The sequence below is a fragment of the Ferruginibacter lapsinanis genome (assembly GCF_020783315.1).
Lineage (GTDB): Bacteria > Bacteroidota > Bacteroidia > Chitinophagales > Chitinophagaceae > Ferruginibacter > Ferruginibacter lapsinanis.
In genome coordinates this window covers 2,729,356-2,745,437 of sequence record NZ_CP086063.1, presented here as the reverse complement: position 1 = coordinate 2,745,437, position 16,082 = coordinate 2,729,356, and the positions used below count along the sequence as shown (strand labels likewise).

Here is a 16,082-nt window from a genome sequence, read left to right as displayed (position 1 = left end):
AAGAAGCTTTGAAACCAATTATTGCTGCTTCTTTGGAAGCACATAATTTTCTACATCATCAGGGGTAATATTTTTTCCTGAGAGAATGATCAGTCTTTCAACCACATTTCTGAGTTCACGGATATTTCCAGTCCAATTATATTTTACTAAAAGATCTAATGCATCTTTGTCAATGATCTTCTTAGGTTGGCCATATTCTTCAGCGATAGTTTCCAGGTAATAATCTACCAGAACAGTTACATCTTCTCTCCTTTCATTTAACGAAGGGACATGTATGATTATTACTCCTAAACGGTGGTATAAATCGAGTCTGAAATTCTTTTCACTTACTTCTTTCAGCAGGTCTTTATTGGTAGCAGCTATTACCCTTACATCTACATTAATATCTTTATCAGCGCCTACTCTTGTTATTTTACCTTCCTGCAGGGCTCTTAAAACTTTGGCTTGCGCATTTAAGCTCATGTCTCCAATTTCATCCAGGAATAAAGTGCCACCATTTGCTTGCTCAAATTTTCCAATACGTTGTTTGATAGCTGAGGTAAAAGATCCCTTTTCATGACCGAATAATTCACTTTCAATCAGTTCACTAGGAATAGCTGCACAATTGACTTCTACCATCGGCCCTTTATTGCGGCTGCTTTTTTCATGAATCCATCTTGCCACCAATTCTTTCCCCACACCATTTTCTCCGGTTATTAATACTCTTGCGTCTGTAGGGCCTACCTTCTCAATCGTTTCCTTTATTTTTTTCATACCGGCGCTATCTCCCACCATTTCCTGCACCTTACTTACTTTGCGCTTTAATACCTTAGTTTCTGAAACCAGATTTTGTTTGTCTAATGCATTTCGCAAAGTAATCAGCATCCTGTTCAGATCAGGAGGTTTACTGATATAATCAAAAGCGCCTTTCTTTACCGCCTCTACTGCAGTTTCAATATTGCCATGTCCGCTAATAATAATGATCGGAACATCAGGATTGATCTGCCTTGCTTTTTCCAAAAACTCTATACCATCCATCTTAGGCATTTTTACATCACATAATACTACATCATAGGCAGCATTACTGAATTTCTTAAATCCTTCCTCACCATCCGCAGCTTCATCTATTTTATATCCTTCGTAACTAAGTATCTCTGCTAAGGTTTTGCGAATTGCTTTTTCGTCGTCAATGATTAAAATATTTGGCATAGTTTATTAACAATTTTTTTTGTGGATTAAATGCTGAGAAGCATCTCACAAACAAGTCTAACCAAAAATAATGATTTATGCGTTCCAAACCTATACTGTTATTTATTTCGAGTGTAAGCTTGTCTTGTACGGAAAATCATGTGGATGTAACAAGAAACATTCAATCAAATGTAATCAAAGTTGTATCAGAAGACATTAATCCCTATACTTCCATTGGAAAAATCCCGTTGCCTCCCGGGTTTGTTCGTTTGGAAAAAAGCAAAGATTCATTTGCCACCTGGCTTAGAAATATCAAATTAAAGAAAGATAAAACGGTATTTCTGTATAATGGGAATGTCAAAAAAAATCAATCAGCACAATTTGCTGTACTTGATATCTCCGTCGATAAAAAAGATCTTCAACAATGTGCTGATGCTATGATGAGATTAAGAGCAGAGTATCTTTTTAACAATAATAAATTTGATGAAATAGTTTTTACAGATAATGCTGGTACCAAATATCAATTTAGAAAGCCATATACTAAAGAAAATTTCAACAACTATCTTACGACAGTTTTTGGCATGTGTGGTTCTGCATCTTTATCAAAACAATTAAAAAACATAGCTATCAGAGATATTGACCCCGGGGATGTTTTTATACGGGGTGGATTTCCCGGGCATGCCGTTATGGTTATAGACGTGGCCACGAATGCGCAGGTAAAGAAAATTTATTTACTGGCACAAAGCTATATGCCTGCACAGGATATTCATGTGCTGATAAACCCTGTAAATGCAGTATTATCTCCATGGTATATGGTGAATGAAGATGAAGATATTATAACCCCTGAATATTATTTTAAGAAAAATGAGCTTAAACGATGGTGAAATATTTCTACGGGTTGAACGAAGGTTGGACCATTATAACGTATACCATTAATATACAAAGTAAAATACCGATAATAAAAAAGCCCTCCATTTGGAAGGCTTTTTATTATCTATTAATTAATTATTTCTTTAAATACATCACTTCTTTTACCACTTTAACTGTTTTTTCTACACTTGGTAAATAAGCAGCTACAAGGTTTGGTGCATAGTGCATTGGAGCATCGGCACTGGTAACCCTGCGTACAGGAGCATCCAAATAATCAAATCCTTCTTTTTGTATGCGGTAAGCAATTTCAGAAGATACAGAAGCAAATGGCCATTGTTCTTCTACAATTACTAAACGATTTGTTTTTTTAACGCTTTCTAAAATTGTAACCCAATCTAAAGGACGAATAGTAGCTAAATCAATTACTTCTGCTTCGATACCTTCTTTGGCTAATTCTACTGCAGCACCCAAAGCAATCTTCATCATTTTATTGAAAGAAACGATGGTTACATCTTTACCCTCTCTTTTAATGAATGCCTTACCGATTGGTAATACATATTCTTCTTCAGGCACTTCTCCTTTATCTCCATACCCTACTTCACATTCCATGAACATAACAGGATCGTCGTCACGAATAGCTGCTTTTAATAAACCCTTTGCTTCGTATGGCGTAGCAACGCTGATCACTTTTAAACCAGGGATATTTGCATACATAGATTCAAAAGAGGTAGAGTGTTGAGCACCTAATTGCCCGGCTGAACCATTTGGCCCTCTGAAAACGATCGGACAACCAACCTGTCCTCCACTCATTGCCAACATCTTAGAAGCCGTATTTAAAATTTGATCTAAAGGTAAAACAGCAAAGTTCCAGGTCATAAATTCTACAATCGGACGAAGACCATTTTGAGCAGCACCTACTGCAATACCGGCAAAACCCAATTCAGCGATCGGAGTATCAATAATTCGTTTTTCGCCAAACTCATCCAGCATACCCTGACTAACTTTGTAAGCTCCATTATATTCGGCAACTTCTTCACCCATTAAAAAAACTCGTTCATCCCTTCTCATTTCTTCCTGCATTGCTTCTCTAAGGGCTTCTCTAAGTGCTATTTGGCGCATAATTGTGTTTATTGTTTATTGGTTTAGTAGTAATAATTGTGTAAATGTTCATTTATCATTACCCCGGCATTTAATGACATATTAACCAATCAATAATTAACCTGAGTACATTTACGGAGTGCAAATTTATTCCTTAGAAGTCACACAAACAAATTGAATACTATAGATTTTCGATAACGATTGCACTGGCTCCTCCTCCGCCATTACAAATGGCTGCTGCACCGATCCTTCCACCATTTTGTTTCAACACATTAATTAATGTAACAATGATCCTGGCACCACTACAGCCCAAAGGATGCCCTAATGAAACAGCCCCTCCATTCACATTTACTTTATCTGCCGATAAATTCATTTTTTGCATATTAACAATACCCACTACACTAAAAGCTTCGTTCAATTCCACAAAATCAATATCACTCATTTCCAAGCCAGCTTTTGCAACAGCTTTAGGTAAAGCCAATGCAGGGGTTGTTGTAAACCATTCCGGTGCCTGTTCGGCATCAGCATAACTGATGATTTTAGCGATGGGTTTTAGTCCTAGCAAATCAGCTTTTTCTTTACTCATTAATACAACAGCAGCTGCACCATCGTTCATTGTACTGGCATTGGCTGCAGTTACGGTTCCGTCTTTTACAAAAGCTCCCTTCAACTCCGGTATCTTATCAAATTTTACATTAAAGGGTTCTTCATCTTTAGAAAATAAAAGTGGCTCTCCCTTTCGTTGAGGTATTGATACCGGGATAATCTCGGCATCGAATTTTCCTGTATTTACAGCCGCTTGCGAACGTTTGTAACTTTCCACAGCAAATGCATCTTGCTCTTCTCTGCTGATATTGCACTCTCTTGCACACAGTTCAGCAGCATTACCCATTGCATAATTATTGTAGACATCCACTAATCCGTCTTTAGCCAGCCCATCTTCCAAAACAACATTGCCATACTTATTCCCCCAGCGCATACTGGACGAATAAAAAGGAACATTGCTCATACTTTCCATGCCACCTGCAACTACTATATCTGCATCCCCCAATAAAATACTCTGAGCGGCTTGCGTTATAGCTTTCATACCACTGGCGCATACTTTATTTATTGTAGTACAATTAACACTATTGGGCAAACCGGCAAATTTTGCTGCTTGCCTGGCAGGCGCTTGTCCCATGCCTGCCTGAATTACTGCTCCCATTAAAACATCCTGCACATCCTCAGGCTTTATACCGGCTTTCTCAATCGCACCTTTAATAGCCACAGCTCCCAATTGTGTAGCGGAAAGATCTTTCAGGCTCCCGCCAAAACTTCCTATTGGAGTACGAACTGCAGATATAATATACACTTCTTTCATATGGATCGACATTTAGTTGATAAAGATAATTTTTTGTTAGCATTATACACATCAATTTAGAAAGACAATTGTAGTATTTTTGAAGTTTCAACATGGATAAAAGTTTAAACAAATATATCAGTGAAACCGGCTTTTGCTCAAGGCGGGAAGCTGATAAATATATCGAACAAGGCAGGGTTACCATTAATGATAATATTGCCAGTAAAGGCAACCGGGTAATGCCCGGTGATGTGGTTGAGATAGATGGAGAATCTTTAAAAAAGAAAGATAAAACAGTCTACATTGCTTTTAATAAACCGGTAGGAATAACCTGTACTACCGATATGAAGGATAAAACCAATATCATTTCCTTTATCAATTACAAAAGCAGGATTTTCCCTATTGGGAGATTGGATAAACCATCGGAAGGGTTGATCTTTTTAACCAATGACGGAGATATTGTCAACAAAATTTTGCGGGCAGGCAACAATCACGAAAAAGAATATATCATTACTACAGATAAACCGATTACCGGGGACTTTGTTACTAAAATGAGTAATGGAGTTAAGATATTGGGTACGGTCACTAAAAAATGTTTTGTAAAACAGGAAGGAAAAAATCGATTCAGGATCATTTTGGTACAGGGATTGAACAGGCAGATAAGAAGAATGTGTGAGGCATTGGGATACAAAGTAATAACGCTGAAAAGAGTAAGAATAATGAACATAACTATAGCGAATCTGCCCCAAGGTAAATGGCGCTATTTTACGTCGGAGGAAATCGCTTCGATTGAAAAAATGATCTCAAATTCTTCAAAAACCGAGGAAGCTTCTAACATTTCATTCGAAATGGGAGAATAACAATATTTTAATGTAAATAATCTTGAGCAACGTTTTTTGCATTTTTACTATCTTTATAATGAATTTTTTTTAGAAAATAGGACTGATGGATTTTTTAAGTATTACATCTTTATTTATTTTCTTATGTGGATTGTAGGCTTGATACTATTTAAAACTAATTTTTTATATGCGGCTATCTTTGTCCCTTTTGCTGTTACTTTTTTGCTTTATCACAGTTAAAGTAGTGGCTCAGCCCACTATTATTAACAGAGGAGACTTAGCTATTGTAGCTGTAAATGCAAATCTTCCTAATCCAAATGCAAGTAAAGATGAAATAAGCTTTGTTTGTTTTAAGCCCATTACTAAAGATACAGAGCTTCAATTGATCGATGCAGGCTATGAAAACTGCGTATCAGGCATGTGGAGTGGCGGGCAAGAAGGGGGTGCTATATTAAAAAGAACCGGAGGCACTATTCCGGCAGGAACGGTAATAACTTTCAGAACCACTTCCCCATTTGTTTTTGTTTCCCCTGATAATGGCTGGAGTGTTAGTGATCTCTATGTTCATCCGACAAACCCTGCTTATTCACTGTTAGCTGCTAATTTAAACATGAATTCTAACGGAGATCAGATCTATATGGCTCAAGGAGGAACATGGACACCAGGTCCTACCCTTTGTACTATCAACGGAAATCGGACATCACCTAATGCTGTATTCCCAGGAAATGGGGGAAGAATATTATTTGGCTTTTCTACGAGTTCCTGGTTGTCTCAACAACAATCATCGGGTGAATCAGCATTATTTCCCGGTATGGAATGTTTTAGTATGGCTCCAACCAGTGGTACTGCATATAATAAATATACGGGGCCATTAACACCAACCACACAAACCGGTTGGATAGCCAGAATCAGTAACGTAAATAATTGGTCTAGCTATGGTTCTAGCGCTACTTATTCATCTTCAGGTACTAATTTCGGAGGAGGTTTTAGTATGACCATACAAGCCGGAGGAGATATTCCCACTGCAACATGGTCTACCCGCCCTCCGATCTGCTCTGATACGGCCAGTTTTGACCTGTCTACTTTGATAACCGGCACAACAGGTGGAACTTTTAGCGGAACGAATGTAACCGGTAATATGTTCAATCCTTCCGGATTAAATGGGAACTATGATATAACATACAAGGTTGTTTATTTATCATGCCCAATAACTCAAACGAATACTATAACTGTTAATGCTACTCCTAATCCGCCAACACTTAGCGTTACGCCTCCAAGTTGTACGGTTGCTACAGGTACAGTTTCTGTAAGTAGCAGTACAGCTGGTTTAACTTTTAGTAGCGATGGGGTAAATTATACTAATACCACGGGTGTTTTTTCTGGAATTGTTCCTGGTGCTAGTTACAGCATCACTGCAAAAAGTGTCGCTGGATGTATATCTACTGCATCTACGGGAACAATGGGGCCTGCGTTAACAACACCTGCTCAACCTACTGTAACGCCAACAAATCCTACCTGTGCTACTCCCACAGGAACACTAACGGTTACGAGTAGTACCACAGGCCTAACATTTAGCAGTGACGGAACAAACTATACCAATACTACAGGAATATTTACCAATATTGCATCTGGAGCAGCTTACAGTATCACTGCTAAAAATACATCAGGCTGTGTATCTACTGCTGCAACGGGTACGATGGGAACTGCGCCTTCAACCCCGGCTCAACCTACTGTAACACCTACAAATCCCACATGTGCCGTTGCCACAGGTACACTAACTGTAACAAGCAGTACCACTGGTTTAACTTTTAGTGACGACGGAACGAACTATACCAATACTACAGGAGTATTCACCAATATAGCATCAGGTGCCGCTTACAGTATTACTGCTAAAAATGCAGCAGGCTGTATATCTACTGCTGCAACAGGTAATATGGGAACTGCACCGGGAGCTCCAGCTCAACCTACAGTTACTCCTACTAATCCTACATGTACAGTTACTACCGGAACATTGACGGTTACAAGCAGTACTGCAGGTTTAACATTTAGCAGCGACGGAACCAACTATACCAATACAACAGGCATATTTACCAATATAGCATCAGGAGCTACATACAGTATTACTGCAAAAAATGCAGCAGGTTGTACCTCTTCTGCGGCAACTGGTACGATGGGAACTGCGCCGGGAGCACCAACTCAACCAACAATAACACCAACCAACCCAACCTGCTCCGTTGCTACTGGTACACTAACGGTTACGAGTAGTACAACCGGTTTAACGTTTAGCAGCGATGGAATAAATTATACCAACACTACCGGAATATTTACCAATATAGCATCAGGAGCTACATACAGTATTACTGCAAAAAATGCAGCAGGTTGTACTTCCTCTGCTGCAACAGGCACGATGGGCATAGCGCCAACAACCCCAGTTCAACCTACTGTTACTCCTACCAATCCTACCTGTACGGTTAATACCGGCACACTAACAGTTACGAGTAGCACAACCGGTTTGACATTTAGTAGTGACGGAACTAACTATACCAACACAACAGGAATATTCACCAATATTGCATCAGGTGCTGCTTATAGCATTACTGCAAAAAATGCAGCAGGTTGTACCTCTTCAGCGGCAACAGGTACGATGGGAACTGCGCTGGGAGCACCAACTCAGCCAACAGTAACGCCGACTAATCCTAAATGTACTGTTGCTACCGGAACATTGACGGTTACAAGCAATACAACAGGTTTAACATTTAGTAGTGACGGAACTAACTATACCAACACAACAGGAATATTCACCAATATTGCATCAGGCGCTGCTTACAGTATTACTGCCAAAAACGCAGCAGGTTGTGTATCAACAGCGGCAACTGGCACGATGGGTACAGCACCAACGACACCAACTCAACCTACTGTCACTCCTACTAATCCTACCTGTGCAACTTCTACCGGCACACTAACGGTGACGAGTAGTACAACAAGTTTAACTTTTAGCAGCGACGGAACTAACTATACCAATACAACAGGAATATTCGCCAATATCGCATCTGGAGCAGCTTACAGTATCACTGCAAAAAACGCTGCAGGTTGTATATCAACAGCGGCAACTGGCACGATGGGTACAGCACCAACGACACCAACTCAACCTACTGTCACTCCTACTAATCCTACGTGTGCAACTTCTACCGGCACGCTGACGGTGACGAGTAGTACAACAGGTTTGACTTTTAGCAGCGACGGAACAAACTATACCAACACAACGGGAGTATTTACCAATATCGCATCTGGAGCAGCTTACAGTATCACTGCTAAAAACGCAGCAGGTTGTGTATCTGCAGCGGCAACTGGCACGATGGGTACAGCACCAACAACACCAGCTCAACCTACTGTCACTCCTACTAATCCTACGTGTGCAACTTCTACAGGCACACTAACGGTTACGAATAGTACTGCAGGCTTAAGTTTTAGCATCGACGGAACTAACTATACCAATACAACAGGAATATTCAACAATATCGCATCTGGAGCAGCTTACAGTATTACTGCTAAAAACGCAGCAGGTTGTGTATCTGCAGCGGCAACAGGCACGATGGGTACAGCACCCACAACCCCAGTTCAACCTACTGTAACTCCAACAAACCCTACCTGTGCTACTGCCACAGGCACATTAAAGGTGACGAGTAGTACAACAGGTCTAACATTTAGCATCGACGGAACTAACTATACCAACACAACAGGAATGTTCACCAATATCGCAGCAGGTGCAGCTTATAGTATCACTGCTAAAAACGCAGCAGGGTGTATATCTGCAGCGGCAACAGGCACGATGGGTACAGCACCCACAACACCAGCTCAACCTACCGTCACTCCTACTAATCCTACGTGTGCAACTTCTACAGGTACACTAACGGTTACGAGTAGTACTACAGGTTTGACATTTAGCATCGACGGAACTAATTATACCAATACAACAGGAATATTCACCAATATAGCATCAGGTGTACCATACAGTATTACTGCTAAAAATGCCGCAGGTTGTATTTCTACTGCAGCTACGGGTACAATGGGTGCAGCGCCGACAATTCCAGGCAAACCTGCTCTTACTGTTACTCCCCCTACTTGCACCATATCCACAGGGGCATTACAAGTTAATCCGTTGGTTACTGGTTTATCTTATAGCAATGATGGAGTTACATACAATAATACAACAGGAACTTTTTCTAATGTAACTGCAGGCACTACTTATAGTATCACCGCTAAAAATACAGTAGGATGTATATCTGCTGCAGCAACAGGAACAATGCCTGCAGCTCCTATTAAGCCATCGGCTCCTGTATTAGTTGCAACTAATAATTGCGGCACTTCTTCGGTAATAGCAAATAATGTTACTGGTACTTTAACATGGAGTGATGGAGGTTCAGGTAATCCAAGGACATTTAATACAGCCACATCTAATATTACTGCCACACAAACAATCGGAAGCTGTACCAGTCCGGTAAGCAACATTGTTTCTGTTTCACCTGCATCACAACTTGTTCCAAATCTTGGGAAAGATCTATTCCTTTGTCCGGGTGATAGAGTAACATTAGATCCTGGTAAATTTGATAGTTATACCTGGCAGGATAACTCTGCTTCTCCAAAATATGTTGTAACACAACCGGGAACCTATACAGTAACTGTAAGGAATAATGCAAGTTCATGCACCGGATCTGATGCTGTAAAGATCACTTATTTTGTTACCTGTAACGAAATCTATTTCCCAACTGCATTCAGCCCGAATGGTGATGGACTAAACGATTATTTTGGCCCAGTTGGAAATCTTAATCTTGTGACAAATTATTCGTTTTACATTTATAATCGCTTTGGAGAAATGGTTTTCAAAAGCAATAACCCATTTGAAAAATGGGATGGTGTCTATTCTGGCGGTATTTCACAAGGAAATTTTGTGTGGCAGGCTAATTTCTTGTTTAAAGGTGCAGCAAGGGTTCAGAAAGGGAATATAACTATTGTTAAATAATCCCTCGTTGTCTTGTTGCCTCATATAAAATAATTCCGGTAGCAACAGATACATTCAATGATTCAAAATCTCCGGGCATCGGTATTTGAAACTGGTCATCACAAATTTTCATTAATGCAGGATATACACCATGTTCCTCGCCTCCCATTACTATGGCACAAGGTTCTTGTAAATTCATTTCTGATACTTTTTTAGTTGCTGTCATTTCGCTGGCAAAAACTTTTATACCATTGAGATGGAGCTCATCGACAGCTTTCATCAAACTGCTCACACGGCAAACAGGTATTTTTTCTAATGCTCCTGCAGAAGTAAGAATAGCATCTTCATTCAATGCTCCTACCCCTTTATCGGGGATAATTATTGCATTTACACCAAAACAAAATGCACTACGTGCAATTCCTCCAATATTTCTAATATCTGTAATACCATCTAAGATCAGGAAAAAAGGCATTTCACCTTTTTCTACAATAAATGATATAATGTCCTGTAAATTTTGATACTGAATTTTGCTGATCACAGCCACGCAACCTTCATGATTACTTACATTAAAGTTGTTTAACTTCTCTACAGGTACCTTATTGATAGGTACCAGATTTTTTTCTGCCAGATTTCTTATTTCATCAATAACTTCTCCATGTACTGTGGCCTGAAGATAGATACGCTCCAATTGTTTGCCGGATTGCATGGCTTCAATAATTGCTTTTCTGCCGATTATCAGTGTGTTTTTTTTGGGACGATGTTGTTGTTGACGGAAATTTTTCACAAATCAAAATTAAGTAAATAAATATTGCTGAAACAAAAATCAGCCAATCTCAAGGATATAAGAAAAAGACCATAAGCTTTTGCAAACTTATGGTCTGAAATTATTTTAAACGATTCGTCTATTTTAAACCGAAAGCTTTTTTTACTTTAGCTACGTAGTCAAGTTTTTCCCACGTAAATAATTCTACTTTCATTTTCTTTACTTTACCATCAGGACTAGTAAAAGTTTTTTCAACTACTTCATTTTTACGCCCCATATGACCATAAGCAGCTGTTTCACTGTAGATAGGAGTACGTAATTTCAAACGTTGTTCGATGAAGTAAGGACGCATATCAAAAACGCTTTCAACGATCTTGCTGATCTGTCCATCATTTAAACCAACTTTTGCAGTACCATAGGTATTTACGTTGATTGAAGTAGGCTGAGCTACACCAATTGCATAAGATACCTGAACCAATACTTCATCAGCAACACCAGCTGCTACTAAGTTTTTAGCGATATGACGAGTTGCATAAGCAGCACTTCTATCTACCTTACTTGGATCTTTACCACTAAAAGCACCTCCACCATGAGCACCTTTACCACCGTATGTATCTACAATGATCTTACGGCCGGTTAAACCAGTATCTCCGTGTGGCCCACCAATTACAAACTTACCGGTTGGGTTAATATGATATTTGATATTTGCATTGAAAAGCTTTGCATATTTTTTATACTTAGCTTTAACTCTTGGGATCAATATTTCAATGATATCTTTTTTGATCTTAGCTAACATTTTAGCTTCGCTATCAAAATCATCATGTTGTGTAGAAACAACGATCGCATCAATTCTTACCGGTTGATTGTTATCGTCATATTCTAAAGTAACCTGACTTTTAGCATCAGGACGTAAATATTTGATCTGTTTATTTTCTCTGCGTAATGCAGCCAATTCAATTAAAATTTTGTGAGCCAGATCCAAAGCTAGTGGCATATAATCATCTGTTTCGTTACTTGCATAACCAAACATCATACCCTGGTCACCAGCACCTTGTTCTTCTTTCTTTTGTCTGTCTACCCCTTGATTAATATCTGCAGATTGCTCATGAATAGCTGACAAGATACCACATGAGGCGGCTTCAAACATATATTCACTTTTGGTGTATCCTATTTTCTTGATAACGCCACGTGCAATTTCCTGTACATCCAAATATGCTTTACTTTTTACTTCGCCGGCAAGCACAACCTGTCCGGTGGTAACCAATGTTTCGCAAGCAACTTTACTTTGTGCATCAAAAGCTAAAAAGTTATCAATTAATGCATCGCTGATCTGGTCAGCTACTTTATCCGGGTGTCCTTCACTAACGGATTCTGATGTAAATAAATACGGCATGAAAATTAATTTTTTGAGGTGCAAAGATAAGATTATAAAATATCTATTTATACAAAGCCCCGAAATATTTCGAGGCCTTATAAATTTCTTTAAGAACTATATTTTCGAATAAATAATACGCATTCGTAGTTTGTAATTTGGATTACTGCCGGAGCCAACTTTTATCCTTCCAAATCCAAGCGGATTACTAAAAGGGAAAGTATAACCATAGTAGTCCATATTGTATGGAGCATATAACCTAAAACCATAGTTAATAGTCCGTTTGGTAATGGTATTTTGTACGTACCTGGAAAGATTAAAACTATAATAATTAATGCTGTTACCCAGGTTATCCAATTTAGTTTTGGTGAAGCCTCCAAAATAGCTAAAATCTACACCATTACTCGGTAAAAAATAACCAAGTGTACTATTATCAGGATTATAAGTATATGTTGGACTCAGATCATAATTAATAGGCTTAAACCCATTTCCTACCCCTGGAGATACAATATCCATATAAAGATACTGCGGTGCAGGGAAAATAAGATTTAATGATGTAGTTGACGGAATTTGCTCCACAATCACTTCGGCCCTGTGTATAATACTGTTAGGGAAAGTACTTAATCCTGGTATATCCAGATTGGCGTATGTTCCGGGAGTTGCCTGAATATATAATGCTTCTGGATCCGGAGACATGCTATATTCTGAAACAGTTCTGTCTCTTTGTAAATAAGCAGCATGAGAACTTACGCTGGCATATGAACTTGCTGCAGCAATAAATGGGAAAACAGCATAGGTAGTATCTACTTTACCTGCATTGCGTTTACGATAATGAATCTCTAAACGTGTAGTAGCATCGGTTAGGTTTACATAAAACAAAGCATTGCCACCCATTCCTGCATCTGCCACTACTGCAAAACCTTTATAAAAGGTTTTAAATATCGAGTCTGAATGAAAAGCATTATTAAAACCTCCTGAAGTAGAATCCCGGTTATATAATTCGGTTGCGAAAGCATTGCTCAATTTAATACGGATCTGATTCTGTGCAGAATCTTTCCTGTTTGCAAAATATGTAAATTGATTAAGTTTCCTTGCATCAACAGTGGCCTGACCAAGTAATTTCGTAGGAGTTACATTTGGTTGAAAATTTAATTTGTACGAAGAATCAACAAAATTTGTTGTGTTGTTATCCATTTGATATACACTGAAATTTTGAGGGATCATACTATCTCCATATAAGCCTTTATACGATAGGCATAAAACTACCGAATCCACTCCTGCGTCTGTCCAATTCAATGTATCACCTGAGGCACCAAAACGATAGGGAAAAACTGCCGGTTTCAATTCAAGATAAAGATTGGCATTTGTCTTTCCAAACAATGGATCATTGTTAATGCTACCGATAAAATGATTAGCTGTTCTGGCAATTCTGGTAGAATCAGTAAATAATAACGCTTGAGACGTATTGATATCCAAAGTAGTGTCGAATGTATGCACATTGTCTACTGCCGGGATCAGATCATCTCCGATCGTAGTAGTGTCTATCTTGGTACAACTCAGATTAACAAATGACAAAAAGAATAAAGAAAATATGACGAACGCTAAAAAATTTCTTTGCACAAAAACAGTATTTATGATAATGATAGTTAGTGAATTATACTACTTCGCAAGGTCGGTATATAATTGTAAATAGTCTGTTAAATCGCTTTCTGCATTAAATGGCAATGTTTTTTTGCCTTTTACCTTGCTGAACTCTTCCACTAACTTTTTATCAACTTTTGCCGCACCGAAAGTAACCGCATCTGCAAAAGCAGCCCCACCTCTGAATAAGGCTACATTGTTATTATCTTTAAAAATATCTAACTCTTTTTTTGTTACATTATCATTAATGGTGGCCAATTTTAAAAAGTCAGCACCCATTTTTTCTTTAAATGTATTCTCTCCAATAGTGTAAACAACTTTACAATTATTGAAAACAGGCTCTTTTTTATAAGCTGTTTTGATGAACATAGGAATTAATCCAGTCATCCAGCCACTGCAATGAATAATGTCAGGAGGCCAACCGAATTTTTTTACGGTTTCTAAAGCTCCTTTACAGAACAAAACGGTTCTAAGTCCGTTATCAGGAAACCATTTTTCATTTTCATCATGAAAAACAGTTTTTCTTTTAAAGAAATCCTCATTATCTAAAAAATAAACCTGCAATCTTGCATTAGGCAGAGATGCCACCTTAATAACCAAAGGATAATCATCTCCATCAACTGTTACATTAATTCCGGATAACCTTACAACCTCGTGCAAACGGTGTCTTCTTTCATTAATCACTCCAAATCGTGGCATGATACACCTGATTTCCATGCCGCTATCATTTGCCTTTACGGCCAGTTTATTAATTATTTCTGCAAATTCTGTAAGCTCTAAATAAGGCGACATTTCATTTGCAATAAATAAAATTCTTTTCTTTGTTGACATTTGTACTTGGTTATGTGGTTCCTTTGAACTTCTAAGGGTGTGCAAAAGTACGAAAAAAAATCGGGAAATTTAGAACGCATCAGGATTTGGTAGTGTCTCAGTTTGAAAATATCCCCTAAAATGCACAAATTTATTCCCAATTTCATTAAAAGGCTGTATTCTATCTGAAATTAGGTAATAAAGTTACCCATTGTTATATTGTGAGACTAAATCATAATAATAATGGGAACTGCCAACGAAATAAAAGATTTATATACTGAGTTATCAAAAAGCAAACCGATGAAAAAAATAATTATAATTATTTCTATTCTTTTTACAGTTTTTGTTTCAGTTGTTGTGATTAAAGCAGCAATTGGGCAACACGTTAAAATGTTATGGATTGAACTAAATATCCCGAATGAGCATAATGATACTGTTTTTATTACTCAGCCTGTTAAAATAGATACAGTCTATAAATATATCCCTCAGCCAAAAGAAAATAAAAAGGTTACTTTTAGCCCACCAATTAGTAAAAACACTGAAAGTAATGTTACCTCAATCAATCAAAGTGGTGGGCAAACTGCAAAAGATATTAATAATAATCGTTAGCTTTTTTTTAAGTTGTATCTCTAATTCTCAATCACAAACCCTCTCTCCAAAAGATAGCATAAATTTTAAAAAAGATTTTGAGAATCTTCTATCCAAGTATAAGATCGATAATTCAGCGTATCAAATAAATGTACAATCCAACAATCAAAAAGGAGGGCAAACTGCTTTTATAATAAATAATAATTATTATGGTGACCCTTCTATAATACCAGATTCTATAAATTATACTTACAGTGTTACACTTGAGAATGGTAAATTAATTCTAAATGTTTCACCGAGGGGACAAACTTGGGAAAAACCATTAATAGGATATGATACTTTATATAAAAGAACTAAAAATAAAGTAAATTATCTAAGTGCACAAAGCTCAAGTTATTATGCTAGCTTACCAATTGACAAGATTAAAACTAGTCTATACTCATGGATATTTGATTTGCCATGCACAAACAAAAAAAGTATAAAAATCGACATTTCTGAAAATCCAAACCAATTTATATATTTTGGAGATGCTAACAATACTAAAAAAAGATACTTGTATAGAAATGGGAAAGTAGTATGGTATTGGGGTGATTAGT

The 16,082-nt window shown here is 37.9% G+C and carries 12 protein-coding genes; 5 read left to right on the top strand and 7 right to left on the bottom strand.

Annotated elements, in window-relative coordinates; translation table 11 throughout:
* Window positions 1-18: 18 nt before the first annotated feature.
* Window positions 19-1,188, bottom strand: coding sequence for a sigma-54-dependent transcriptional regulator (locus tag LK994_RS11585; RefSeq protein ID WP_229760245.1), 1,170 nt, complete (start codon window positions 1,186-1,188; stop codon window positions 19-21).
* 77 nt (window positions 1,189-1,265) lie between these two features.
* Between LK994_RS11585 and LK994_RS11580 the strand changes: the two genes are divergently transcribed.
* Window positions 1,266-2,051: a DUF4846 domain-containing protein gene (locus tag LK994_RS11580; protein ID WP_229760244.1), complete on the top strand. Its 786-nt coding sequence runs from the start codon at window positions 1,266-1,268 to the stop codon at window positions 2,049-2,051.
* Between the two features lie 121 nt (window positions 2,052-2,172).
* On the opposite strand, the gene LK994_RS11575 is transcribed toward LK994_RS11580, so the two are convergent.
* On the bottom strand, window positions 2,173-3,156 hold the full coding sequence (locus LK994_RS11575) for a pyruvate dehydrogenase complex E1 component subunit beta (protein WP_229760243.1): 984 nt from the start codon (window positions 3,154-3,156) through the stop codon (window positions 2,173-2,175).
* Between the two features lie 160 nt (window positions 3,157-3,316).
* Entirely contained in the window at window positions 3,317-4,495 is a 1,179-nt protein-coding gene (locus tag LK994_RS11570; RefSeq protein ID WP_229760242.1) for an acetyl-CoA C-acyltransferase, read from the bottom strand.
* 92 nt (window positions 4,496-4,587) lie between these two features.
* On the opposite strand from LK994_RS11570, the gene rluF reads away from it, so the two are divergent.
* Both rluF and LK994_RS11560 read left to right on the top strand, forming a co-directional pair.
* A complete protein-coding gene (rluF, locus tag LK994_RS11565; protein WP_229760241.1) occupies window positions 4,588-5,334 on the top strand; it encodes a 23S rRNA pseudouridine(2604) synthase RluF in 747 nt (248 codons plus the stop codon).
* Window positions 5,335-5,500: 166 nt separating this feature from the next.
* Window positions 5,501-10,333 carry a T9SS type B sorting domain-containing protein gene (locus LK994_RS11560; protein WP_229760240.1) on the top strand — a complete coding sequence of 1,611 codons (4,833 nt, stop codon included), beginning with the start codon at window positions 5,501-5,503 and terminating at the stop codon, window positions 10,331-10,333.
* Here LK994_RS11560 and rlmB read toward each other — a convergent pair.
* The 4 genes from rlmB to LK994_RS11540 all read right to left on the bottom strand — a co-directional run bounded on the left by rlmB (window position 10,326) and on the right by LK994_RS11540 (window position 14,919).
* Window positions 10,326-11,096: a 23S rRNA (guanosine(2251)-2'-O)-methyltransferase RlmB gene (gene rlmB / locus LK994_RS11555; RefSeq protein ID WP_229760239.1), complete on the bottom strand. Its 771-nt coding sequence runs from the start codon at window positions 11,094-11,096 to the stop codon at window positions 10,326-10,328. The genes LK994_RS11560 and rlmB overlap by 8 nt on opposite strands.
* Window positions 11,097-11,214: 118 nt before the next feature.
* Window positions 11,215-12,468, bottom strand: coding sequence for a methionine adenosyltransferase (metK, locus tag LK994_RS11550; protein ID WP_229760238.1), 1,254 nt, complete (start codon window positions 12,466-12,468; stop codon window positions 11,215-11,217).
* A 96-nt stretch (window positions 12,469-12,564) separates the two neighbouring features.
* Window positions 12,565-14,067 carry a DUF4270 domain-containing protein gene (locus LK994_RS11545; RefSeq protein WP_229760237.1) on the bottom strand — a complete coding sequence of 501 codons (1,503 nt, stop codon included), beginning with the start codon at window positions 14,065-14,067 and terminating at the stop codon, window positions 12,565-12,567.
* A gap of 39 nt (window positions 14,068-14,106) precedes the next feature.
* The gene (locus tag LK994_RS11540) at window positions 14,107-14,919 is read right to left on the bottom strand and encodes a glycogen/starch synthase (RefSeq protein WP_229760236.1); all 813 of its coding nucleotides are present in this window, start codon (window positions 14,917-14,919) and stop codon (window positions 14,107-14,109) included.
* 222 nt (window positions 14,920-15,141) lie between these two features.
* On the opposite strand from LK994_RS11540, the gene LK994_RS11535 reads away from it, so the two are divergent.
* Together LK994_RS11535 and LK994_RS11530 are read left to right on the top strand one after the other, a co-directional pair.
* A complete protein-coding gene (locus LK994_RS11535) occupies window positions 15,142-15,507 on the top strand; it encodes a hypothetical protein (RefSeq protein ID WP_229760235.1) in 366 nt (121 codons plus the stop codon).
* Entirely contained in the window at window positions 15,446-16,081 is a 636-nt protein-coding gene (locus LK994_RS11530) for a hypothetical protein (protein ID WP_229760234.1), read from the top strand. Before LK994_RS11535 ends, LK994_RS11530 begins: the two co-directional genes overlap by 62 nt.
* Window position 16,082 lies beyond the last annotated feature (1 nt).